Below are 23,246 nucleotides of genomic sequence, written 5' to 3'. Positions count from 1 at the left end.
TTGCACCACTACCCCCCGAGCGCGGGTCGAGAGGCCCGGAATCACGCGCGTGAGGTCTGCCCTGAATCGGCTTCACCCCTGTGGAATAGGGCTGGAACACGCCGGCAACAGTGTGGAATCGCTTGCAATAAGCAGCCGACGGAGCCGACTCCCCCGGCCAGAGGCCCGAGGCGCCGTCCGCAGGACCGACAGCTCGGGTCGACACGCCATCGAGAGGGTCCGGCTCGCCGTCGGCGTCTCTGCACGTGTCGGTGGGACGGACACCGCGCGTCGGCCAGCGCCCGAGAAGGCGGCCCGAACGGGCGAACCCGAGAGCGACGCCCGAGCGGGGCTGCCGGAATCGACGCCCGAGCGGGGCTGCCCGTCAGAGACGAGCGGCCGGCTAGAGGCCGCTGTAGGAGTGCAGGCCCTTGAAGAAGAGGTTGACGACCGTGTAGTTGAAGATGACCGCGCTGAAGCCGATGATCGCGAGCCAGGCCGAGCGGTCGCCGCGCCAGCCGCGCGTCGCGCGGGCGTGGATGTACCCGGCGAAGAGGGTCCAGATGATGAAGGTCCAGACCTCCTTCGTATCCCAGCCCCAGTAGCGGCCCCACGCGCGCTCCGCCCAGATGGCGCCGGCGATGAGGGTGAAGGTCCAGAACACGAAGCCGACGACGTTCACGCGGTAGGCGAGCGACTCGAGCGCGGATGCTCCGGGCAGGGTGTGCACGAAGCGCAGCCCCTCGGCCTTCGATGCGGCCGCGCGAGAGCGGATGAGCTGCATGATCGACAGCCCGGCACCGATCGCGAAGAACCCGGTCGCGAGGGAGGCGACGAGCACGTGGATGACGAGCCACGCCGACTGCAGCGGCGGCGGCGTCGGCACGACGTCGACGTAGAAGTTGACGGTCACGATGCCGAGCGACAGCAGCGTGAAGCCCGAGATGTACGCGCCGAGGTAGCGCACGTCCTTCCAGAGCAGGGCGCCGAGGAACGTGCCCATCCCGAGAGCGGTCGCCGTGAGCCCGAACTCGAACATGTTGGCCCACGGCACGCGCTCGGCGGCGATGCCGCGCGTGAGCACCGCGGCGAGGTGCAGCACCCAGCCGATCGCGGCGAGCGCGACGGCGGCCTTCTGGAAGCGGGTCCCGCCGGTCGGGCCGTCGGCCGAGCGAGCGGATGCTCCCGCCGGCGCCGCGCGCTCGATCGTCGTCGTGTACCCGCGGTCGGACGCCGCGACGCTCACGTCGACGGCGGCGTCGGTCGCGGCGGGCGCGGCTTGCGCCGGGGCGGCGGTAGCCGCATCCGTCGCCGACACCGACCGCTTCGCGAGATCGAGCGTGAAGAGGATGAAAGCGATCGTGTAGACGCCCATGGCGGAGTAGACGGCGACGAGCGAGTAGGCGACGAGGTTCTCCATCAGGTCTCCAGGGTAGGCGCGAGTCGCTGGGAATGGGCATCGGCGAGGTCGGCGACCGCCGCCTCGAGCCCGGGGTCATCGCCGCGTGCGAGCCCCGCGTACTGCAGGCGCACTCCGGCATCGGTCGCGGTCGCGACGACCCACAGACGACGGCGGGGCACCCAGAGGCTCACGACGAGCCCGCCGAGGATGAGCAGCGCCGAGACGAGCACGCCCGCCTGCGTGGGGTCGTGGTGCACGTCGACGCTGATGAAGCGCGGCAGCGCGGTGAACTCGACCGAGCCGAGGCCGCGGGGCAGGTCTGCCGACTGGCCGAGCCCCAGCACGAGCGAGTCGGTGCCGGTGTCGCCTCCGGTGACCTGGGTCAGGTCGTCGGTATCGAGCGCGTAGGCGTTGCGCGGCACTCCGTCGTCGAGGCCGAGATCGCCCGTGAAGGCGTTGAGCGTGAGGACCGGCTGGTCGGGCTCGGGGTAGATCGAGGCGAGCGCGCCCGACTCGAGCGGCAGCGCCGAGGGGTAGAAGAAGCCGATCATGCCGAGCTGCTCCTCCAGCCCATCCGGCACCTTGATGATGCCGAGGCTCGTGAGGTTGGCATCCTGCGGGAGGAAGGCGACGGCCTCGCTGAAGACGACGTCGCCGTCGGCGTCGCGCACCGTGACCACAGGCGCGAAGCCGTTGCCGAGCAGGTAGAGGCGCGTGCCGCCCACGTCGATCGGCTCGTTGACCTTGATGATGCGCTCGCGCTGCTCGCCGTTCTCGGTCACGGTCACGGCGGCGGTGAAGTCGAGCGGCTGCACGACGCCCGTGGTCTGATCGAGTCCGTACTCGGCCGTGAACTCGTCGAGCCGGATGCCGTAGGGGTCGAGCCGCGCGTCGTCGAAGAACCGACCCGGGTTGAACGAGTCGTAGCTCGTGAGCTGGTTGACGAAGGCCTGACCCTGCACGAGCACCTTCTGGCCGTTGTAGCCGAAGCCGCCCGCGAAGCCGATCGTCGCGAGCACTCCGACGAGGGCCATGTGGAAGATGAGGTTGCCGGTCTCGCGCAGGTATCCCCTCTCGGCCGAGAGCGAGTCGCCGTAGCGCGCGACGCGGTACCGGCGCCGCCGCAGCTCGGCGTGCGCGGCGTCGAGCGCGTGCTCGACCGTGGCGGGAGCATCCGTCGTCCGATACCCGACGAGACGCCCGAGGCGAGCGGGGGTCTTGGGCGGCGCCGAGCGCAGCGCGCGGGCGTGGTGCAGCGTGCGCGGGATGATGCAGCCGATGAGCGACACGAACAGCAGCAGGTAGATCGCCGAGAACCACACCGACGTGTAGGTGTCGAAGACCTGCAGGGTGTCGAGGATGTCGAAGAGCTCGGGGTTGTCCTCGCGGTACTGCACGACGCCGTTGGGGTCGGCCGAGCGCTGGGGCACGAGCGAGCCGGGGATCGCCGCGACCGCGAGGAGCAGCAGGAGCACGAGCGCCGTGCGCATGCTCGTGAGCTGGCGCCACGCGAAGCGCAGCCAGCCGACGACGCCGAGGGCGGGCTGGGCGATGGCGGCGGATGCACCGCGCGCGTCGCCCGAGGCTTCCTGCTCGGCGCGCTCGGCCGCGCGCTCGGCCGCGAGGGCGTCGGCGTCGATGTGATCAGAGGGGCGTAACGGTTCCACCGATCACCGCCCCGAGGCTCGAGACGAACTGCTGCCAGAGGCCGGTGACCATCGCGAGGCCGATGACGATGAGCAGGGCGCCGCCGATGATGTTGATGACGCGGATGTTCTTCCGCAGCCACGTCGTCGCCCCCGCGACCCACCGGAAGCCGAGCGCGATGAGCAGGAACGGGATGCCGAGGCCCAGGCAGTAGACGAGCGCGATGAGCGCGGCGCGACCGATGTCGCCCTCGTTGAGCACGAGCGCGTTGACGGCGACGAGGGTCGGCCCGATGCACGGCGCCCAGCCGAGGCCGAAGACGACGCCGAGCACGGGCGCCCCCGCGAGGCCGGCGCGGGCGCGAAGACGGGGCTTCATCGTGCGCTGCAGGAACGACACCTGTCCGATGAAGACGAGCCCCATGATGATGACGATGACGCCCGCGACGCGCGTGATGACGTCGAGGTACTGCTGCAGGAGGAATCCGGCCGTCGCGAAGACGATCGAGAACGCGACGAAGACGACGCTGAATCCGAGCACGAAGAGCAGCACCCCGAGCAGCAGGCGCCCGCGCTCGCGGCGGTTCTCGACGGGGCGCGTGATGCCGCCGACGTAGGCGAGGTAGCCGGGGACGAGCGGGAGGACGCACGGCGAGGCGAAGGCGAGGAAGCCCGCGGCGAGGGCGATGGGCAGGGCGAGCAGCAGGCTGCCGCTCAGGACGATCTCGCCGACCGGGTTGACCACCGGGGCTCAGCTCGCTTCGGCGAGCGCGTCGGTGATCATCGCGCGCAGCGTCGACGGCTCGGAGACGATGCCGGAGATGCGGGCGGCGACCCGGCCCTGAGCATCCACGACGAGGGTCGTCGGCACCGCCGTCGGCGCGACCTGGCCGGCGAAGGCGAGGCGCACCGAGCCGCCCTTCACGTCGAGGATCGAGGGGTAGGTGACGCCGAACTCCTCGGCGAAGGCGAGGGACTGGGCCGCCTCATCGCGGATGTTCACGCCGAGGAACGGCACGCCCGCGCCGCCCTGCTCGTCGCTGAACTCCTGGTAGAGCGCCTCGAGGTCGGGGGCCTCGACCCGGCACGGCGGGCAGCCGGCGTACCAGAAGTTGACGACGTAGACCTGGCCGGCGAGGTCGTCGGTCGAGATCGTGCCGCCCGCGTCGAGCGGGGCGTCGTCGAACGCGATGGGCGCCGAGCGCTCGTCGGCGGCGATGACCGTGTACGCGCCGTCGCCCGAGATGTACCCCTGGCCCGAGCCCGAGCGGTACTGCTCGGCGAGCGGGTCGCTCGAGCAGCCCGCGAGGGCGAGGGCGACCACGGCGAGCGCTGCGACGAGGCGCGCGGGGGGGCGCCGCGAGGGGCGCGGGCGAGGGCGGGTCACACTGCTCCCAGGTCGATGGACTGCGCGAGCAAGTCTGCCGCGGGATCCTGATAGCCGATCTCGGTGAACGCGCCGTCGCGCCACGCGAAGCTCGTGACGCTCGAGAGCGAGCAGCGGCGCTTGCGCGGGTCGTGCGCGAGCCGCTTGCCGGCGACGGCGCGGTGGGCCATCCAGATGGGCAGCTGATGGCTGACCATCACGACCTCGCCGAACTCGGTGCGCTCGTGGGCATCGCGCATCGCGGTGAGCATCCGGTTCGCGATCTCGACGAACGGCTCGCCCCACGTCGGAACGGACGGATCGCGCATGAGGTGCCAGTGCTTGGGGTGGGCGAGCGTGCGCTTGTTCATGCGCTTGCCCTCGAACCGGTTGGTCGGCTCGATGATGCGCTCCTCGGTGTGGATCGGGAGGCCGAACGCCTCGGCCCACGGTGCCGCGCTCTCCTGCGCGCGCTGCAGCGGGCTCGCGTAGAGGGCGGTGACCTCGTGGGCGGCGAGCGCCGTGACCGCGGAGGCGGCCATGCGGTGCCCGAGCTCGCTGAGTCCGAAGCCCTCGAGCCGCCCGTAGAGCACCCGCTTGGGATTGTGCACCTCGCCGTGACGCACGAGATGGACGATGTCGGCGGGCATGCCCCCAGTCTACGAGCGGGAATCTATGAGGAATCCCGCCGCCGGTAGGCTGTGCTCTCGTGACTCGCGCCCTCATCAAGAACCTCGCCCCCCTGCCCGACGGAACCGTGACCGTGGCCGGGTGGGTCGATACGGTGCGCGATCAGAAGAAGGTGCAGTTCGTCATCCTGCGCGACGAGTCGGGGGCGGTTCAGCTCGTGAACCCCGCGACCAGGGAGCTGACGGAGGACGCCGCCGACCCCGCCGCGCAGGCCGCGGCGCTCGCGCTCACCGAGACGATCTCGGGCCTCGCGCACGGTTCGATGGTGCGCGTCACGGGCGAGCTCAAGCACGACGAGCGCGTCAAGCTCGGTGGCATCGAGGTCAAGATCGCGTCGCTCGAGGTCGTGAGCGAGGCGCTGCCCGAGACGCCGATCGCCGACGACTCGAGCCTCGACAAGCGGCTCGACTGGCGGTTCCTCGACCTGCGCCGCCCCGAGGCGAACCTCATCTTCCGCGTGCAGACGACGTTCGAGCACGCGCTGCGCACGTGGTGGGTCGAGAACGACTTCGTCGAGATCCACACCCCGAAGCTCATGGCGAGCGCGTCGGAGTCGCGCGCCGAGCTCTTCGAGCTCGAGTACTTCGAGGGCAAGGCGTACCTGTCGCAGAGCCCCCAGTTCTTCAAGCAGATGGCGCAGCCCGCCGGCTTCGGCCGCGTTTTCGAGATCGCGCCCGCGTTCCGCGCTGACCCCTCGTTCACGTCGCGCCACGCGACCGAGTTCACGTCGATCGACGCCGAGATGAGTTGGGTCGACTCGCACGAGGACGTCATGGCGATGCACGAGCAGCTGCTCGTGGCCGGGTTCACGGCGGTCGTCGAGAAGCACGGCGCCGAGATCGAGGCGGCGTTCGGGGTCACGGTGGAGGTTCCTGCGGTGCCGTTCCCGCGCATCCCCCTCGCGGAGGCCCTCGAGCTCGTCAAGGCCCGCGGCTACGAGGTGCCCCGCACGGACGGCGACCTCGACCCGGAGGGCGAGCGCCAGCTGTCGGCCCACGTTCGCGAGGCGTTCGGCCACGACTTCGTGTTCGTGACCGACTACGCGAGCGGGATCCGGCCGTTCTACCACATGCGTCATGAGGGGGATGCGGGGCTCACGAACAGCTACGACCTCCTGTACAACGGCACCGAGATCTCCACAGGGGCCCAGCGCGAGCACCGGGTCGACGTGCTCATCGCGCAGGCGCAGGAGAAGGGCCTCGAGCCCGAGGAGCTCGAGTTCTACCTCGACTTCTTCCGCTACGGCGTGCCGCCGCACGGCGGGTTCGGCATGGGCCTCGCGCGCGTGCTCATGCTCATGCTGGGACTCGGGTCGATCCGCGAGACGACGTACCTGTTCCGCGGGCCGACGCGCCTGCTGCCGTAGGGGCCCTGGCGGGGCGGGACGCACGGGCCTGACCGCGAGTGGGCCCGAAAGTCGCACCTGACCGCGAATCTTCGGGCTCACGTGCAACTTTCGGGCGCAACCGTCGGGCCAGCCGGTGCGAGCGGCCCTACACCTCGAAATCGGGGCGGATGCTCCAGCCGGTGTAGGTCTCGAGCGCGGCCATGAGGCGCAGCGCCTCGAGCGCCGCGTGCTCGTGACTCACGGTCGAGTAGACGTCGATCGCGAGGGGCGGGGGCTCGCCGAACTTGGGGATCTCGATCTCCGCGCGGGCTCCGCCGGCGAGCTCGACATACGGTCGCATCGTGCGCGCCTCGCGGACGGGGCTGTCGACGGCGAGGGCAACGATCGCGAGGGCGTCGATCTTGGTCACGGGGCTGCGGACGACGATCGTCGCGCACCACTCGGGCTGCTCGGCGCCGGAGCGCCCGATGCGGGGCAGAAGGCGGCCGACGAGGTCGCGGACGGGCTCGATCACAGCGTCACGATAGGCGCGCTGGCTGTGCGGGCGCTCGGGGGCGCTCGGGAATATCCCTGGCATCTATGCGTTTGCATCGATATCATCGGCGCGACAACCATCAGGAGCTGACATGACCGCCACGACCCAGGGCCTGCACCACGTCACCGCGATCGCGGGCGACCCTCAGAAGAACATCGACTTCTACATCACCGGCCTCGGGCTGCGTCTCGTCAAGAAGACCGTCAACTTCGACGACCCCGGTACGTATCACCTCTACTACGGCGACGAGTCGGGCCGCCCCGGCACGCTCATGACCTTCTTCCCCTGGCGCGGCATCCAGCCCGGGCGCATCGGCGCCGGCCAGTCGACCTCGACCGCGTTCAGCGTCCCGGCGGGGAGCCTCGGCTGGTGGGTCGACCACTTCGCCTCGGTCGGCGCCGAGGCGCGCATCACCTCGACCTCCTCGAGCGAGGAGCGTCTGCTCGTCCACGACCCCGACGGCCTGCAGATCGAGCTCGTCGCGACCCACGAGCACGACCCGCGCGACCCGTGGGACTCCGCGAGCGTGCCGGCCGAGCACGCCATCCGCGGCCAGCACTCGAGCGTGCTCACGGTGCGCGACGCCGAGAGCACGATCGCGCTCATGACGAACGACCTGGGGATGCGCGTGGTCGAGCAGGAGGGCAACCGCACCCGCCTCGCCGCCGGCGACGGCATGCCCGGCGCCCTCGTCGACGTGCACGCCTCGTCCCTCGCCCCCGCCGGCCTCACCGCGGGCGGCACCGTGCACCACATCGCCTTCCGCGTGCCCGACCAGGCGACGCAGCAGCAGTGGCGCGACGAGCTCGCGAGCAAGGGGCACCGCGTCACCGAGATCCTCGACCGCCAGTACTTCACGAGCATCTACTTCCGCGAGCCGGGCGGCGTGCTGTTCGAGATCGCGACCGACACCCCCGGATTCGACATCGACGAGCCCCTCCTCGAGCTCGGCCGCGCGCTCAAGCTCCCGCCGTGGCTCGAGCCCACGCGCGAGGCGATCGAGGCCCGAGTGATCCCCGTCACGCTGCCCGAGGAGAACAACCCCGAGGTCGCCGCGTGAGCGGGGACGGGTCGGGCGCCGCGAGCGCGGGCGTCGATCTCGACGCGTGGCCGCACCTGTTCCAGCCCGGGAGGGAGGGCGCTCCCGTGCTCCTCACGCTGCACGGGACGGGCGGTGACGAGCGCGACATCGCGCAGATCGCGCCGCACCTGCTCGACGGGGCGGGCATCCTCTCGCCGCGCGGTCGCGTGAGCGAGCACGGCATGAACCGCTGGTTCCGCCGCCTGCGCGAGGGCGTCTTCGACGTCGACGACGTGATCGTTCGCGCCGGCGAGCTCGCCGCGTTCATCGCGCTCGCCCGCCAGCACTACGGCATCGAGGATGCCCGGCTCATCGCCGTCGGATTCTCGAACGGCGCCAACATGGCCCTCGCAACCGCGCTGCTGCATCCCGAGGCCATCGACCGGGTCATCGCGTTCAGCGGCATGTACCCGTTCGGCGATCGCGACCCGATCGGCGACGTCTCGGGCGTGAAGCTGCTGCTCGCGAACGGCGCGGCCGACCCGATGGCCCCGGCCGAGAGCGCCGCGCACCTCGCGCGGGTCGCGGCCGAGCACGGCGCGGAGGTCGAGCGGCACATCCGCGCGGGCGGCCACGGCATCGACGGCAGCGACATCGCGGCCGCGACGGCCTGGCTCGCGACCGCCTAGCCCCAGCCGCTAACGGATGCGGAGGTCGGCCTCGATCGCGACCGTCGCCCGCTGCAGGGCGGGGCGGACGCGTGCGAGCTCCGACTCGGGGTCGCCGCGCCGTGCCGTCGATACGTTGACCGCCGCGACGACGGCGCCCGACGCGTCGCGCACCGGCGCGGCGATCGAGCGCAGACCCTCCTCGAGCTCGCCATCGACCATCGCCCAGCCGGCGCGGCGCACGCGGTCGAGCTCGGCGAGCAGCGCCGAGCGCTCGACGAGCGTGGTGGGCGTGAACGGTCGCAGATCGGAGTGCGCGAGCACAGCATCCGCCGCATCGTCGGGAAGCGCCGCGAGAAGCACGCGACCCAGCGATGTCGCCCAGGCCGGGAATCGCGTGCCGATGGTGATGCTGACGCTCATGATCCGACGCGTCGGCACGCGTGCGACGTAGACGACGTCGGTGCCGTCAAGCACCGCGAGCGACGTCGACTCGTCGAGCTCGTGCGACAGCCCCTCGAGGTGGGGCTGCGCGACCTCGGGCAGCGACAGCGCGGAAAGGTAGCTGTAGCCCAGCTCGAGAACGCGCGGTGTGAGCGCGAACGCGCGGTCGCTCGTTCGCACATAGCCGAGCGAGACGAGCGTCGCGAGGAACCGGCGGGCGGCGGCACGCGGCATCTCGGCGCGCACCGCGACCTCGCTCAGCGTGAGCTCGGCGTGATCGGCGTCGAAAGCCCTGATCACCGCGAGGCCTCGCGCGAACGATTGGACGAAGTCGCCGCTCGGCTCGCTCCCTGTGCCGCTGCCCTCCTCATCGGCCGACGGGCGGTCGACGGGGTCGGCGGGCTCGGACGTCATGCGGTCATCTTTCCAGAACGACCGCGAGGCCCTGGCCGACGCCGATGCAGAGCGCGACGACCGCGACGCCGCCGCCGCGACGCTTCAGCTCGTGAGCGGCGTGGCCGATGATGCGGCCGCCCGAGGCCCCGAGCGGGTGGCCGATGGCGATCGCACCGCCGTGGATGTTGACGCGCTCGGGGTCGAGCTCGGGCCAGAGGCGGATGCACGCGAGCGACTGCGACGAGAAGGCCTCGTTGAGCTCGACGAGGTCGACATCGGCCCACGTGCGACCGGCCCGCGCAAGGGCCCGGTTGGCGGCCTCGACGGGGGCGACGCCGAACACGTCGGGGTCGTTGCCGAACGCGGCGCGGCCCGCGATGCGCGCGAGGGGCTCGGCATGGAGCGCACCCTCGCCGCCCAGCAGCACCGCCGACGCGCCGTCGTTGATCGATGAGGCGTTGCCCGCCGTCACGGTGCCATCGGCCGCGAAGAGGGCCTTAAGCCCCGCGAGGCGGTCGAGCGTAGTGTCGGCGCGGATCCCCTCATCGCGCGTCAGCTCGTGACCGGGCACCTGCACGATCTCGCCGTCGTAGGCGCCGGTCTCCCACGCCGCGGCCGCGAGGGCGTGGCTGCGCAGGGCGAAGGCGTCCTGGTCGTCGCGGCTGATGCCGTAGATCGTGGCGAGCTTCTCGGCGGACTCGCCGTTCGAGATGGTCCACTCCTTCGGCAGCGCACGGTTGATCATGCGCCAGCCGATCGCCGTGTTCCAGAGGGTCGGATTGCCGATCGCGGGGTACGGCTTCGGCGACTTCTCGAGCACGTACGGCGCTCGGCTCATCGACTCGACGCCGCCGGCGAGAATCACGTCGGCGTCACCCGACTCGATCGCGCGCGAGCCCTGGATGACCGCGTCGAGCGACGAGCCGCACAGCCGGTTGATCGTCGTGCCCGTGACCGAGGTCGGGAAGCCCGCGAGCAGCGCGCCGAACCGCGCGACGTTGCGGTTGTCCTCGCCTGCCTGGTTCGCGTCGCCGAAGACGACGTCGTCGATGCGAGCGGGGTCGAGGCCCGTCCGCTCGACGGAGGCGCGCATCACGGTCGCGGCGAGGTCGTCGGGGCGCACGTCCGCGAGCGCCCCTCCGGCCCGGCCGAACGGGGTGCGCACGGCGTCGTACACGAAGCTCGCGGTCATCGGGACTCCTCATCGGTGGTGGCCTCGTCGACCATGGTCAGGGTCAGCCCGGTGAGCTCGCGCAGCTCGTCGAGCGTCGTCGTGCCGAACAGCTCGCGCACGGCGAAGCCGTCGGGCGTCACGTCGAACACGGCTCGGTCTGTGTACACGCGCGTGACGCAGCCGACCCCGGTGAGCGGGTAGGTGCAGCTCTCGACGAGCTTCGACTCGCCGCCCCTGGTGAGAAGGTCGGTCATGACGTAGACGTCTTTCGCGCCGATCGCCAGATCCATCGCGCCGCCCACCGCGGGGATCGCGTCGGGCGCACCCGTCGACCAGTTGGCGAGGTCGCCCGTCTGAGACACCTGGAAGGCGCCGAGGATGCAGAGGTCGAGGTGCCCGCCGCGCATCATGCCGAACGAGTCGGCGTGGTGGAAGTACGCCGCCCCCGGCAGCTCGGTGACCGCGAGCTTGCCGGCGTTGATGAGATCGGGGTCGACGTCACCCGGCGCCGGCGCGGGGCCCATGCCGAGCATCCCATTCTCGGTGTGGAGGATGACCTCCGAGCCGGGCGGCAGGTGGTCGGCGACGAGCGTCGGCGCCCCGATGCCGAGGTTGACGTACGCGCCGTCGGGGATGTCCGCGGCGACGCGACGAGCGAGGGCGTCGCGATCGAGACGGTCGGTCATCGGTGTCCTCCCACGGTGTCGGCGGCGGCGGAGTCGGCTGCGGAGCCGGCGAGCGGCTCCCCCTGCAGGTCGACGCCGCCGACGAACTCGCCCGCGCGCAGCCAGCGCCGGCCGCCGACGGCGACGACGCGATCGACGAAGATGCCCGGCGTCACGATCGCCTCTGGGTCGAGGGCGCCGAGCGGCACGATCTCGTCGACCTGCACGACCGTGGTGCGCGCGGCGGTCGCCATGATGGGGCCGAAGTTGCGCGCAGTGCGGCGGTAGACCACGTTGCCCCAGCGGTCGGCGCGCAGTCCGCCGATGAGGGCGACGTCGGCGCGGAGGGGGTGCTCGAGCAGGTAGGTGCGGCCGTCGATCTCGCGGTGCTCCTTGCCCTCGGCGAGGGGCGTGCCGACCGCGGTCGGCGAGTAGAAGGCGCCGATGCCGGCTCCCGCGGCGCGGATGCGCTCGGCGAGGTTGCCCTGCGGCACGAGCTCGAGCTCGAGGCGGCCCTCGCGGTAGGCGCGGTCGAAGTGCCACGAGTCGGTCTGGCGCGGGAACGAGCAGACGACCTTGCGCACGCGGCCCTCGGCGATGAGTCGCGCGAGACCGAGGTCGCCGCCGCCCGCGTTGTTGCTGATGATCGTGAGCTCGCTCGCCCCCGCGTCGATGAGGGCGTCGATGAGCTCGACGGGCTGGCCGGCGCGACCGAAGCCGCCGACCATCACGGTCGCCCCATCGGCGATGCCGGCGACCGCCTCGCGGAGGTCGGCCACGGTCTTGTCGATCATCATCCCGTCCTGTGCTGGGTTCAACTTGTTCGTTCTGCGAACGAGTGTTCGCTCTGTGGAAAGCATAACGGGAGCGCCCCCCGAGCGGAAGATCACGACGGTCGCGACCCGACGGCAGAGAGCGGATGCTCGGCGCTAGCCGCGGCGCCGGTGCACCGATTGCGGCGTGAGGTACGCCTCGAGTCCTTCGATGCCGTACTCGACGCCCATGCCCGAGTCGTGGCGACCCCCGAAGGGTGCCGAGTGGTTCGAGGCGAAGAAGTTGATGCCGATCGAACCCGTGTCGACACGGCGCGCGACCTCGAGGGCCCGGTGCTCGTCGGCGCCGAACACGATGCCGCCGAGGCCGAAGGGCGTGTCGTTCGCGACCTCGATCGCGTGCTCGACATCGCGCACGGGGATGATCGTGATGACGGGGCCGAAGATCTCCTCCCGGGCGATCGTCATTTCGGGGGTCACGTCGGCGAAGACGGTCGGCACGACGAAGGTGCCGATGCCGGCCGGGTTCGGCAGCTCGCCGCCCGCGACGACGCGCGCGCCCTCCTCGACGCCGGAGCGGATGTACCCGCGCACGGTCGCCTCCTGCGCGGCCGTCGCCGTCGGGCCGAAGACCGTCGCCGGATCGAGCGGGTCGCCGAGCGGCGAGTGCGCGATCGTCTCTGCGACGAGATCGACGACGGCCGCCTCGTTCTCGGGCGTGACGAGGATGCGCGTGGAGATGTAGCAGGTCTGGCCCGTGTTGCGCAGGCAGCTGCGCACGAGCACCGACCGGAGGTGGTCGAGGTCGGCGTCGGGCAGCACGATCGCGGACGACTTCCCGCCGAGCTCGAGGGTGACCGGCCGCAGCAGCTCGCCGCACGCGGCGGCGATCTTGCGACCCACCGGGGTCGAGCCGGTGAAGGCGACCTTGGCGACATCCGGATGCCGTACGAGCAGGTCGCCCGCTGCGCCGTTGCCGGTCAGGAAGTTGACGACGCCCGGCGGGAAGCCCGCGGCCGCGGCCGCGTCGACGAGGAAGCGCGTCGACAGCGGCGTCGGCGACGCGGGCTTCATGACGACAGTGCAGCCGGCGAGCAGCGCGGGCGCGAGCTTGATGACGACGAGGTTGATGGGGAAGTTCCAGGGCGCGATGAGCGCGCAGACCCCGATCGGGTCGCGGTTCACGACCGTCTCGTTGACGCCGTCGGGGAAGGGTCGGATGTCGTCGCGCTCGAGGTGCGAGGCGAGGCCGGCGAAGTGGCGCAGGATCGACGCGGCGTTCGCGGCCGCCTTTGCCGTCTCCGCGACGGGCGAGCCGTTCTCGAGCGTGTTGGTGAGGCCGAGGGGAACGGCGCGCGCCTCCACCTCGTCGGCCATGCGGCGCAGCAGCTCGGCACGGTGCGCGGGAGCGGTCGCCCGCCAGTCGGCGAGCGCGGAGCGCGCGGCGGCGACGGCGGCATCCACATCGCGCTCGTCGGCGACCGGAACCGAGCCCCACGTCTCGCCCGTCGCCGGATCGACCACAGGAGAGGTCGCGGTGCTGTGCGAGGGTCGCCAGGCTCCGTCGATGAACTGGTCGGTGACGTGCCGGTAGGGCAGGCTCGCGGCCGCCTCGGCGTGCGCGCGGCGCAGCGCCTCGACGTCGATCGTCACGGTCGCGGCGGTCACGAGAGCAGGTCCGTCTTGAGCAGCGCCTCGGCGCGCGCGAGCTCGGCTTCGGCCATCTTCACGGCCGCGTCGGTCAGCAGCTCCGGGACGATCTCGGAGCGCAGGCGGCGCGAGTACTCCGCCGGGCTGAGCCCGAACCAGCCCGAGGCGAGCGCGATGCCCGTCGCCGTGAAGCGCCACAGCCGATCGGCGTCGCGCACGAGGCTGTCCTCGAGCGAGTGCGAGACCTGGCGCGTGTCGTGGCCGTCGATGATGGCCGTGACGCGCTCGATGAACGCGTCGTCGTAGCCGAGACCCGGCAGCACCTCGCGGGCGATGTCGCAGCCGAAGCGCTCGTGCTGGAAGCGGATGTCGGCCTTGCGCCAGTCGCCGCCGAAGCCCTCGGAGATGATCTTCGTCTCGTCGACGCGCGCCCAGCCGGTGTCGTGCAGGAGGGTCGTGACGCGCACGAGCAGGGCATCCGCCTCGGGGTACGCATCGCACAGGCGCTCGGCGTACGCGACCGAGATCGGCAGGTGGATGTCGTTCGAGCGGGTGCGCGACTCGGTCACGATCGCGCGCCAGAGCGGATCGAGGTCGGTGATCGAGGGATCGCCCTGGATGGGCGAGGTGTCGACGGCGAGAGCGGTGGGGAGAGGCATGGCGGGCTCCTGGATCAGACGAGCGAGGGCGCGGCCGGCTCGACCACGGACTTCTTGAGCGGGAGGGTGGTGTCGGCGGCCGCCTCGGGCGGGATCGTCGCGCCGCGGCCGAGAGCCGAGCGCACCGCCATGAAGTCGAGCGGCTGGTTGACGCAGTCGGCTGCGAGCAGCTGGCCGTCGCGGTAGTAGAGCACCGAGAACCTCTCGGTCTCGGGCTCGCCGCGCAGCACCGTCGCGTCGTAGCCGGTCGAGAGCCCGGCGATCTGCAGCTTGATGTCGGCCTGGTCCGACCAGAACCAGGGCGTCGTGCGGTACTCGTGCGGGTCGCCCATCAGGGTCGCCGCCGCGACCTTCGCCTGCTCGAGCGCGTTGTGCACGCTCTCGAGGCGCACGCGGGGCAGCGCGCCGCGCGCATAGGGGTTGGGCATGAGTGCGCAGTCGCCCGCCGCGACGATCGCCGGGTCGGAGGTGCGGCATGCCGCGTCGACGACGATGCCGCCGTCGACCTCGAGGCCCAGCTGCTCGGCGAGCTCCGTGCGGGGCACGACGCCGATGCCGACGAGCACGACGTCGGCGAGGATCACGGTGCCGTCATCGAGACGCACGCCGGTCGCGGCGTCGGCGCCCTCGATGCCGGCGATGCGGGCATCCAGCACCACATCGATGCCGCGGCGCCGGTGCGCGTCGAGGTAGAACGCGCTCGTCTGCTCCGAGACGACGCGGCCGACCAGGCGCGGGGCGGCCTCGAGCACGGTCACGGAGACGCCGCGCTTGCGGGCCGAGGCGGCGACCTCGAGGCCGATGAAGCCTCCGCCGATGACGACGAGCGAGCGAGCCGTGGCGAGGCCCTCGGCGATCGCGGCGGCGTCGTCGGCGGTGCGCAGGTAGTGCACGCCGGGCAGGTCGATGCCGGGCAGGTCGAGTCGGCGGGGCGCGGCTCCCGTCGTGAGCGCGAGGCGCGCGAAAGGGATGCGGCGGCCGGTCGCGGTGACCGCCTCGCCGCCGCCGAGGGCGTGTCTCTCGATCGCGGCGATGGTCTCGCCCGTGACGACCTCGACATCGTGCTGCGCGAACCAGTCGTCGGTGCGGAAGATGAGGTCGTCGCTCGTGGTCTCGCCCTGGAGGTACGCCTTCGACAGCGGCGGGCGCTGGTAGGGAGCGTGAGGCTCGTCGCCGACGAGCACGATGGGGCGCGTGTCGCCGAGCTCGCGGAGCGTCGCGGCGAGCTGCACGCCGGCTTGCGAGGCGCCGACGATCAGCGTCGCGTCGCTGTGGGGAGCCGCCATGTCACACCTGCTCGCTGGGCGTCGTGACGCGGTAGGTCTCGCCCTCGAGGAGCTTGATCTGGCACGAGAGTCGCGAGCAGTCCTCGCGGTCGACGGCCGTGCCGTCGAGCATCTCGTCCTCGAGCTCGCTCATCTCGCCGGCGATAGCGGCCGTCTCGTCCGAGACGAAGACGTGGCACGTGGCGCACGACATGCTGCCGCCGCACTCGCCCACGATGCCGGGCACGCCGTTGCGCAGCGCGGTCTCCATGACGGAGACGCCGGGCGTTCCCTCGACGATGGTCTCGGTGCCGTCGTAGGCGGTGTAGATGACGGTGGTCACGATTCCTCCTGGTGGTGTGAGTGGGCGGCGGGCGTCAGAGGTACTGACGGCCGCCGTCGACGACGAGGGTCTGCCCGGTGACCGAGCGGCTCGCCTCGTCGGCGAGGTACAGCACGGTGCCGACGATGTCGTCGGGCTGGATGGGGCGTCGCAGCGCGCTGCGCTCGACGCCGTACGTCTCGGCGCCCTCGATGAGAGCGTGGCTCGCCTCGGTGAGGGTGAAGCCCGGGGCCACGGTGTTCGCCGTGATGCCGCGCGGGCCGAGCTCGGTCGCCATGACGCGCGTGAGCCCGATGACGGCGGCCTTGCTCGCGACGTAGTGGGCCCAGTGGGCCGAGCCGCTCATGACCGTCGCCGACGAGATGTTGATGATGCGCGAGCCTTCGCCGAGGTGCGGCGAGCACGCCCGCACGACCTGCCAGGGCCCCTTGGCGTTCACGGCCATGACGCGATCCCACTCGGCCTCGGCGATCTGCTCGAGCGGCGAGCGCGTGAGCGTCGCGTAGATCGCGGCGTTGTTGACGATGACGTCGATGCGCCCGCCGCCGAGCTCGGCCGCGGCCGCCGCGAGGGCGTCGGTCGAGTCGGCGCGCGTCACGTCGACGCCGACGGCGATCGCCCCGTCGAGGCCCGCCGCGACGCGCGTCGCGGCGGGCTCATCGATGTCGGCGACGAGCACGCGGTCACCGAGGGTGGCGAACGCTTCGGCGAAGGCGCGGCCGAGGCCGCCTCCTGCCCCCGTCACGATCACCGTGCGCGGATTCCGCGTGGTCGTCATCATCGTCTCCTTGGATCTCTGCTGTCTGGTCCGGTGCGATCGCTCAGTCGAGGATCGTGACGGTGCCGGTGTTGCCGTCGACGCGGATCATCTGACCGGTGCGGATCTCGGTCGAGCCGGTGCCCGTTCCCGTGACGGCGGGCATGCCGTACTCGCGGCAGACGATCGCCGCGTGGCTCATCATTCCGCCGATGTCGGTCACGGTCGCGCGGATCTTGCCGAACACGGGCACCCAGCTCGGGGCGGTGACGGGAGCGACGAGGATGTCGCCGTCCTGCACCTCGCTCAGCTGACTCGCGCTCGAGATGACGCGCGCAGGGCCCTCGGCGATGCCGGGTGAGGCCGCCATGCCCTTGAGAGTGCCCTCGACCTGGTCGCCCTCGCCGAGCCAGTTCTGGATCTGCTCGGTCGTGATGCCCCACAGCATGAGCGTGAAGGGCTCGGTGATGACCTCCGGCGGGGTGTTGAGGGCGGGCTGCGGCCGGGCGGTCTCGAGCGCGGCGATGATGCCGCGGCGACGCTCGACCTCGGCGGGCCAGTAGTCGGGCCCGATCGCCGGTGCGCCGACCATCCACCCGTTGACGTAGTCGAAGAGAACCTCGCGCACCTCGTCGCGACGCAGGTAGAACATGTCGTTCGCCTGCGGCCAGAAGCCCTCGGCCTGCAGCACGCCCGAGAGCTGACGCATCTTGCGCCAGAACACGCCCATCGTCCAGTGCTCGATGTAGAAGTTGTGGTTCTCGACGTACGGGTACACCGTGCGCGCGAGACCGATCTTGCCGCGGAAGGTCTCGAGGGCCTCGCCGTCGAGCAGCTCGGCGTACTCCTCCGTGATGCGGTCGCGCTCGACGATGAGGTGCTGGATGTCGCGATCGATGTCGTGACCGGCGTGGATGCGATCGATGTAGCCCTTGATGAACGCGAGCGGCGTCGAGGGCACATCGCGCCAGTACTCGTCGTGGGCGTAGAAGCCGTTGCCTGTGGTGAAGTTGAACCACGGATCCTGCGACTCCTTCCACTGCGCGAGCCACTCGGCGCCGCCGCTGCGGCCGCCGATCGCCGCGAGGAGCGCGTCGGCGTCGGAGGTGTCGGCGAACACGTCGGTGAGGCCGTTCTTGACCGCGAGCTTCGCGAGCTTCTTCAGCTCGTCGTCGGGGCGGAAGAGCTCCATGTCGACGCCCTGCACCATCGTCGCGATCGCCTGGTCGGAGATCCGCGGGAACACCGACTTGCAGAACATGAACAGGTCGAGGTAGGCGACGTAGCCCAGGTTGAGGAATTCGAAGTGGTACTGCCAGGCGCGGTAAGCGAGCGCGATCATGCGGTCGTAGTCGCCGAGCAGCTCGGTGCCGGGGCCCGTGCCCTTGCCGCTGAGCACGTCGTCGAGCGCGATCTTCTCGGGGAGGGCCGAGAAGTCGATCGACTCCATCTCGTCGATCGTGGCGCGCAGCTTCACGTGCCAGTTCTGCAGCAGGCTCTCCCAGTTCTGGAAGTAGTGGCCGGCGCGCTCCATGAACTGCGGAACGCGCGCCTCGATCTGCTCCGGCGCGACCGCGACGGGCGACATGTAGAGGTAGCCGTTGTGCATGCGGTACTCGATGCCGTTCGCGGTCGGGATCAGCAGCTGCCGCGAGTTGTACTGGCCGAGGCAGCCGACGGCGAACTCGAAGCCGATCGTCTCGAACGGCTTCGTGACGGTGGGCCAGTGCTGGCTGTCGCAGAACCAGAACTTCGCCTCCTCGACCGCGCGGCGGTTGTCCTGGAAGACGAGGTTGTAGGCGTAGAGGTCCTTCCAGCCCTCGGCCCCGGCCGGCGGGGCCTGGTCGTAGGGGCTCGGGAACGACCGGGAGGCGGTCGACTCCCCCTCGAGCGAGGGGGCGGCAGTCGTCGTTGACATGCGGGTCCTTTCAGCAGGGCAGAGAGGTGGTGCGGGGTTGGGAAGGCGGTCGGCCGCGGTCAGCGGCCGACCCGGGTTCGACCGGTCAGCGCCCGATCTGGGTGAGAAGGGAGCGGGTGATGCTCTCGATGCCGAATCCCGACGTCGCCGTCGAGGGCTCGGTGGTCCTGATCGACCAGACGGTCTCGGGGCGCGACTGCAGCAGCAGGAGGTTCTCGCCCTCCGGCAGCCCGCGGTCGATCGCCCACTCGATGTCCTGCGGGCAGCCGAAGTGCTTCTCGGCCCGCTTCGCGATCGCGGCGATCGCGGCGACGTCGGCGTCGCTCAGGCAGCGCACGGTGCGACGCTCGGGCTCGACCTCGCGCTCGACGACGCCGCGCGCGGCGACATCGGGGACGAGCTCGATGTGCTTCGAGCCGATGATCTCCTCCGACACGATCTTCATGACCTTATCGACGCGGAGGTTGTCGGGCGTGACGGTGCCCGAGACGACGAGCTCGCCGAGGCCCCATGAGGCATCGATGACGATCGTCGACTTGTCGCCGTTCACCGGGTCGATCGTCATGGCGACGCCGGCGGTGCGGGCATCGACCATCTTCTGCACGGCGACCGCCATCGACAGGCCCTCGTTGGGGATGCCGTTCTTGAGGCGGTAGACGATCGCGCGCGACGTGTAGAGGGATGCCCAGCAGCGGCGCACGTGCGCGGAGACCTCGTCGCGGCCGATGAGCCACAGATAGGTGTCCTGCTGGCCGGCGAAGCTCGCGTCGGGCAGGTCCTCGGCGGTGGCCGACGACCGTACCGCGACGGGCGCGGGCGCCTCGAAGCGCGACTGCAGCGACTCGTACGCGACCGTGAAGGCGTCGTGGATCTCGGTCGGCACCGGGCGGCCGGTGATCTCGGCCCGGATCTGCTCGGACACCGCGTCGATGCTGTCGGTGTCGTCGGGATCGATCGTGCGGAGCATCCGGTGGATGTCATCGGCGATGCCGGCGGCGTGGATGAAGGCGTCGAAGGCGACCGTCGTGACGGCGAAGCCGGGAGGCACCGGCAGGCCGGCCTCGGTGAGGGCGACGAGCGAGGCGCACTTGCCGCCGAGGAGGTCGTGGGCGGCGGGCTCGCCGCCGTCGAAGAACTGGATGTACGCGGGCGCAGTCATGTCAGGCCTTCCAGGTGACGGGAACGGAGGTGGGGGCGCGGAAGGAGAGGTTCTCGCCGAAGGCGATCTCGGCGCCCTCGACCAGGCGGAGCTGCGGGGCGCGGGCGATCGTCTCCTCGAGCACGATCTTCGCCTGCAGCTTGGCGAGCTGATTGCCGAGGCAGTAGTGGATGCCGTAGCCGAACGACAGGTGGCTGCGAGCGTCCGGCCGCGTGATGTCGAACTCGTCCGGCTTGTCGAACACGGCCTCGTCACGGTTGGCCGAGCCCATGACGAGCAGGATGTCGGCGCCCTTCGGCACGGCGACGCCGCCGATCTCGGCATCCGTGAGCGCGCGGCGGCGCCAGGCGAGGATCGAGCCGCTGTAGCGCAGCACCTCGTCGATCGCGCCGGGGATGAGCTTCTGGTCCTCGAGCAGGCGCTCCCACTGCGCGCGGTGGCTCAGCAGCACGCGCGCCGAGTTCGCGATGAGGGTCGTCGTCGTCTCGTGGCCGGCGAACAGCAGGCTGTAGCAGAGCGAGGCGATCTCGTGGTCGCTGATCTCGGCGCCGCCCTCCTGGGAGCGCACGAGGTCGCTCACGAGGCTGTCGCCGCCGTCGCGGTGCGCCTTCACGACGAGCTGGATGCACTCCTGCCAGTACTCGACGAGGTTGCGAGCGTGCGGCAGCTGCTCGTCATCGGTCAGGTCGCCCCAGGTCATCGCGGCGCGCGAGTCGCTCCAGCGCTTGTACGTGGGCACCATGGCCGGGTCGACGCCGAGCAGCGTGAGGATCGTGATGGTGGGGATGTCGTACGCGACGTCGGTGAGGAAGTCGCCGGTGCCGTCGGGCGAGGCGAGCATGGCGTCGAGGGCCGCGATCGTGTTCTCGCGGATGGTCGGCTCGAGCACCTTGAAGCGACGCGGCGTGAACGCGCGCTGCGCGATGGCGCGGATGCGGGTGTGCTCCGGGGGAACGCGGGCCGAGAGACCCGAGTACGCGGTGAAGCCGCCCTCCTCCATGATCTTCTTCGCGCCCTCGCTCCGGGGGCGGATCGGCGCCTGGGCGTTCTCGCTCGAGAAGGTCTCCCAGTCGTCGAAGACGGCCTTGACGTCGTCGTAGCGCGTGACGACCCAGTAGCCGATCCGCTCGTCGAAGTGCACGGGGGCGTTCTTGCGCAGCCGCTCGTAGGAGGGGAACGGGTCCGTCATGTCGAACGGCTCGTACCCGTAGTGGTTCTCGGCGGTGTAGCCGCTCGCGTCGTGGCTCGCGGCGCCGAACTGCCCGTGGTCGACGGGGCAGCCGCCCGTCGAGGCGGGGGCGGTGGTGATGTCGGTGGCCATGACGACTCCTTCGTGGTCCGGCAGCGCGTCGGTGCGCTGGGTTCATTAGAGACCCGGGGCGGTCGCACCGATACGGCGACTTCCGCTCAGTGGAAGCGAGTTACGGGCGGGCGTTCGACGGGCGAATGCCGAGGCTGCGCAGCGGGAACGCGCCGACGCTCGCCTCGATGCGTCGCGCGATGCCGCGCATGGCGGGCAGGTGCCGCTCGAGCGCGTCGGCCTCGCCGCGCTCGTCGACGAGCCCGAGAGCCGCGCCGATGCCGCCGGTGCGCTGGAAGATCGGCACAGCGATCGACGCCGACCCCTCGCGAACCTCCTCGATCGCGACGGCGTAACCGCGCTCGAGGACGAGCTCGAGCTCCTTGCGCAGCGCCACGGGGTCGACGTGCGTGTGCGGGGTGCGGCTCTCGAGCGGCTGGGCGAGGATCGCCTCGCGCACCCACGGCTCATCGAACGCGAGCAGGACCTTGCCGACGGCGGTCGCGTGCAGCGGCAGCCTGCCTCCGACGCGCGAGGCCTGCGGCACGCGGCGGGTTCCGTAGACGCGATCGATGTAGAGCGCTTCGCCGTTCTCGCGGATGGCGATGTGCACGGTCCGCTGGGTGAGGCTGTACAGGTCCTGCAGCAGCGGGCGGGCGATGTCGCGCACCTGCCGGCCGGCGTGCTGGCCGAGCTCCCACAGGCGGAGTCCGATCTGGTAGCGGCCGTTGGGGTCGCGCTGCACGGCCCCCCACTCCTCGAGCTCGCCCACGAGTCGGTGCGTCGTGCTCAGCGCGAGACCCGTCTCGGCGCTGATCTCGGTGAGGCTTCGCGGTGCGAGGCTCTTCTCGAACACCGACAGGATCGACAGCACGCGACCGGTCACGCTCGCGGGCGGGGTCGCTCGCCCTGCGTCGTCAGCCATCGGGGCCTCCTTGCGGCCGGATGCTCGGCACTTCCGGTGAGCGGAAGCTTAGTTGTGCCGCTCGCGGCTCGGTGCGACGGTCGCAGTATGAGCTCACCGACGAGCACGCGATACCACCGTGACGTGCGCGGACACATCCCGCCGGCCGAGGCCGTGCCCGGCTATCTCACGCTCAGCGAGCGCGACGCCGCCATCTGGGAGCGAGCCCGCGCGCACCTGCGGGTGCGGAACAACGACACGCACACCCTCTACGCCTACGGCCTCGCGCGCGCGCTCGTCGCTCGCGTGCCAGGGGCGGATGAGAGCGTCGTCCTGCCGGCGATCCTGCTGCACGACACCGGATGGTCCACCGTGCCGGACGACCAGATCCTCGAGGCGATCGCGCCGGGTGGGGGGCGGCCCGACCTCGTGCGCCAGCATGAGACGGAGGGCGCGCGGATCGCGACGGAGATCCTCGGCGACCTCGGGCATCCCGCCGACGTCATCGCGCGCGTCGTGGCCATCATCGACGGGCACGACTCGCGCCTCGAGGCGCTCTCGGTCGACGACGCGTGCGTCAAGGACGCCGACAAGCTCTGGCGCGTGACCCCGCACGGGATCGAGATCGTGTGCGGCTGGTTCGGCCTCTCGCGCGACGAATCCTTGCGCATCACCTCGGCGCGAGTTCAGTCGAGCCTCTTCACCGACGAGGCGCGGGCCATGGGGCTCGCTCTCGCGGCGATCGGGTCGATCGATCTGCTGCCCGAGCGGCAGGGGCTCGTCTGAGCGCTGCCTGCGGGTGACGCAGGGCAGGATCAATCGGCCGCGCGCGCCGCGTCGAGGATCGGCCGCGCGAGACGGAACGCCGTATTGGCCGCCGGCACGCCCGCGTAGATCGCGCTCTGCAGGATCACCTCGATGATCTCGTCGGGAGCGAGGCCGTTGCGCAGCGCGGCGTGAACGTGCATCTCGAACTCCTCCTCGTGGCCGAGGGCGATCATCGAGCTGAGCACGGCGATCGAGCGCGAGCGGCGGTCGAGACCGGGGCGCGTCCAGATCTCGCCCCAGGCGTAGCGCGTGATGAGGTCCTGGAAGTCGGCCGTCGACGGCGTCGTGCCGGCGATCGCGCGGTCGACGTGCGCGTCGGAGAGCACCTCGCGGCGCACGCGCATGCCCTGGTCGTA

24 protein-coding genes are annotated in these 23,246 nt (G+C 71.1%); 4 read left to right on the top strand and 20 right to left on the bottom strand.

Annotated features, from left to right (window positions below):
* Positions 1–382: 382 nt before the first annotated feature.
* Genes ccsB through Q7T15_RS04795 form a run of 5 tightly spaced genes read right to left on the bottom strand, consistent with a single transcriptional unit; the run spans position 383 to position 5,043 of the window.
* A complete protein-coding gene (gene ccsB / locus Q7T15_RS04815) occupies positions 383–1,399 on the bottom strand; it encodes a c-type cytochrome biogenesis protein CcsB (protein ID WP_304693830.1) in 1,017 nt (338 codons plus the stop codon).
* On the bottom strand, positions 1,399–3,048 hold the full coding sequence (locus tag Q7T15_RS04810) for a cytochrome c biogenesis protein ResB (RefSeq protein WP_304693828.1): 1,650 nt from the start codon (positions 3,046–3,048) through the stop codon (positions 1,399–1,401). Before Q7T15_RS04810 ends, ccsB begins: the two co-directional genes overlap by 1 nt.
* Positions 3,026–3,772, bottom strand: a complete 747-nt coding sequence (locus tag Q7T15_RS04805; protein ID WP_304693826.1) for a cytochrome c biogenesis CcdA family protein — start codon at positions 3,770–3,772, stop codon at positions 3,026–3,028. The genes Q7T15_RS04810 and Q7T15_RS04805 overlap by 23 nt, the downstream gene beginning before the upstream one ends.
* Positions 3,773–3,778: 6 nt before the next feature.
* The gene (locus Q7T15_RS04800; protein ID WP_304693824.1) at positions 3,779–4,351 is read right to left on the bottom strand and encodes a TlpA disulfide reductase family protein; all 573 of its coding nucleotides are present in this window, start codon (positions 4,349–4,351) and stop codon (positions 3,779–3,781) included.
* A gap of 59 nt (positions 4,352–4,410) precedes the next feature.
* Complete coding sequence (locus Q7T15_RS04795; RefSeq protein ID WP_304693822.1) at positions 4,411–5,043, bottom strand: histidine phosphatase family protein; 633 nt, start codon at positions 5,041–5,043, stop codon at positions 4,411–4,413.
* Between the two features lie 59 nt (positions 5,044–5,102).
* Between Q7T15_RS04795 and aspS the strand changes: the two genes are divergently transcribed.
* Positions 5,103–6,449, top strand: coding sequence for an aspartate--tRNA(Asn) ligase (gene aspS / locus Q7T15_RS04790; RefSeq protein ID WP_304693820.1), 1,347 nt, complete (start codon positions 5,103–5,105; stop codon positions 6,447–6,449).
* 127 nt (positions 6,450–6,576) lie between these two features.
* On the opposite strand, the gene Q7T15_RS04785 is transcribed toward aspS, so the two are convergent.
* Entirely contained in the window at positions 6,577–6,945 is a 369-nt protein-coding gene (locus Q7T15_RS04785; protein ID WP_235451357.1) for a hypothetical protein, read from the bottom strand.
* A 112-nt stretch (positions 6,946–7,057) separates the two neighbouring features.
* On the opposite strand from Q7T15_RS04785, the gene Q7T15_RS04780 reads away from it, so the two are divergent.
* Together Q7T15_RS04780 and Q7T15_RS04775 are read left to right on the top strand one after the other, a co-directional pair.
* Positions 7,058–8,026, top strand: coding sequence for a ring-cleaving dioxygenase (locus Q7T15_RS04780; protein ID WP_304693816.1), 969 nt, complete (start codon positions 7,058–7,060; stop codon positions 8,024–8,026).
* On the top strand, positions 8,023–8,676 hold the full coding sequence (locus tag Q7T15_RS04775; RefSeq protein ID WP_304693814.1) for an alpha/beta hydrolase: 654 nt from the start codon (positions 8,023–8,025) through the stop codon (positions 8,674–8,676). The genes Q7T15_RS04780 and Q7T15_RS04775 overlap by 4 nt, the downstream gene beginning before the upstream one ends.
* A 9-nt stretch (positions 8,677–8,685) precedes the next feature.
* Here Q7T15_RS04775 and Q7T15_RS04770 read toward each other — a convergent pair whose 3' ends face one another.
* The 13 genes from Q7T15_RS04770 to Q7T15_RS04710 form a co-directional block, all read right to left on the bottom strand.
* The gene (locus Q7T15_RS04770; RefSeq protein WP_304693812.1) at positions 8,686–9,513 is read right to left on the bottom strand and encodes an IclR family transcriptional regulator C-terminal domain-containing protein; all 828 of its coding nucleotides are present in this window, start codon (positions 9,511–9,513) and stop codon (positions 8,686–8,688) included.
* A 4-nt stretch (positions 9,514–9,517) separates the two neighbouring features.
* Positions 9,518–10,687, bottom strand: a complete 1,170-nt coding sequence (locus tag Q7T15_RS04765; protein WP_304693810.1) for a thiolase family protein — start codon at positions 10,685–10,687, stop codon at positions 9,518–9,520.
* Complete coding sequence (locus Q7T15_RS04760) at positions 10,684–11,355, bottom strand: 3-oxoacid CoA-transferase subunit B (protein WP_304693808.1); 672 nt, start codon at positions 11,353–11,355, stop codon at positions 10,684–10,686. The genes Q7T15_RS04765 and Q7T15_RS04760 overlap by 4 nt, the downstream gene beginning before the upstream one ends.
* On the bottom strand, positions 11,352–12,128 hold the full coding sequence (locus Q7T15_RS04755; RefSeq protein WP_304693806.1) for a 3-oxoacid CoA-transferase subunit A: 777 nt from the start codon (positions 12,126–12,128) through the stop codon (positions 11,352–11,354). Before Q7T15_RS04755 ends, Q7T15_RS04760 begins: the two co-directional genes overlap by 4 nt.
* Positions 12,129–12,263: 135 nt before the next feature.
* On the bottom strand, positions 12,264–13,775 hold the full coding sequence (locus Q7T15_RS04750) for an aldehyde dehydrogenase (protein ID WP_304693804.1): 1,512 nt from the start codon (positions 13,773–13,775) through the stop codon (positions 12,264–12,266).
* Positions 13,772–14,416 (bottom strand): HD domain-containing protein, encoded by a 645-nt coding sequence (locus tag Q7T15_RS04745; RefSeq protein ID WP_304693802.1) that lies wholly within the window; start codon positions 14,414–14,416, stop codon positions 13,772–13,774. The genes Q7T15_RS04750 and Q7T15_RS04745 overlap by 4 nt, the downstream gene beginning before the upstream one ends.
* A gap of 14 nt (positions 14,417–14,430) precedes the next feature.
* Complete coding sequence (locus Q7T15_RS04740) at positions 14,431–15,702, bottom strand: NAD(P)/FAD-dependent oxidoreductase (RefSeq protein ID WP_304693800.1); 1,272 nt, start codon at positions 15,700–15,702, stop codon at positions 14,431–14,433.
* Position 15,703: 1 nt separating this feature from the next.
* Positions 15,704–16,024, bottom strand: a complete 321-nt coding sequence (locus Q7T15_RS04735) for a 2Fe-2S iron-sulfur cluster-binding protein (RefSeq protein WP_304693798.1) — start codon at positions 16,022–16,024, stop codon at positions 15,704–15,706.
* A 34-nt stretch (positions 16,025–16,058) separates the two neighbouring features.
* Positions 16,059–16,802 carry an SDR family NAD(P)-dependent oxidoreductase gene (locus Q7T15_RS04730; protein WP_304693796.1) on the bottom strand — a complete coding sequence of 248 codons (744 nt, stop codon included), beginning with the start codon at positions 16,800–16,802 and terminating at the stop codon, positions 16,059–16,061.
* 43 nt (positions 16,803–16,845) lie between these two features.
* Entirely contained in the window at positions 16,846–18,699 is a 1,854-nt protein-coding gene (locus Q7T15_RS04725) for a PEP-utilizing enzyme (RefSeq protein WP_304693794.1), read from the bottom strand.
* An 85-nt stretch (positions 18,700–18,784) separates the two neighbouring features.
* Positions 18,785–19,858, bottom strand: a complete 1,074-nt coding sequence (locus Q7T15_RS04720) for a PEP/pyruvate-binding domain-containing protein (RefSeq protein ID WP_304693792.1) — start codon at positions 19,856–19,858, stop codon at positions 18,785–18,787.
* Position 19,859: 1 nt separating this feature from the next.
* Entirely contained in the window at positions 19,860–21,179 is a 1,320-nt protein-coding gene (locus tag Q7T15_RS04715; protein ID WP_304693791.1) for a cytochrome P450, read from the bottom strand.
* Between the two features lie 100 nt (positions 21,180–21,279).
* Positions 21,280–22,083 carry an IclR family transcriptional regulator gene (locus Q7T15_RS04710; protein WP_304693789.1) on the bottom strand — a complete coding sequence of 268 codons (804 nt, stop codon included), beginning with the start codon at positions 22,081–22,083 and terminating at the stop codon, positions 21,280–21,282.
* Between the two features lie 123 nt (positions 22,084–22,206).
* Between Q7T15_RS04710 and Q7T15_RS04705 the strand changes: the two genes are divergently transcribed.
* Complete coding sequence (locus Q7T15_RS04705; protein WP_304693787.1) at positions 22,207–22,848, top strand: HD domain-containing protein; 642 nt, start codon at positions 22,207–22,209, stop codon at positions 22,846–22,848.
* A 29-nt stretch (positions 22,849–22,877) separates the two neighbouring features.
* On the opposite strand, the gene pcaC is transcribed toward Q7T15_RS04705, so the two are convergent.
* Positions 22,878–23,246 (bottom strand): 4-carboxymuconolactone decarboxylase (gene pcaC, locus Q7T15_RS04700; protein WP_304693785.1); only part of this gene is annotated, 369 nt, incomplete at its 5' end.

Source organism: Microcella sp. (assembly GCF_030645145.1).
In the GTDB taxonomy this organism is placed as follows: domain Bacteria; phylum Actinomycetota; class Actinomycetes; order Actinomycetales; family Microbacteriaceae; genus Microcella.
The sequence above is the reverse complement of the archived record's forward strand: the minus strand, read 5'-3'. Positions and strand labels throughout refer to the sequence as shown.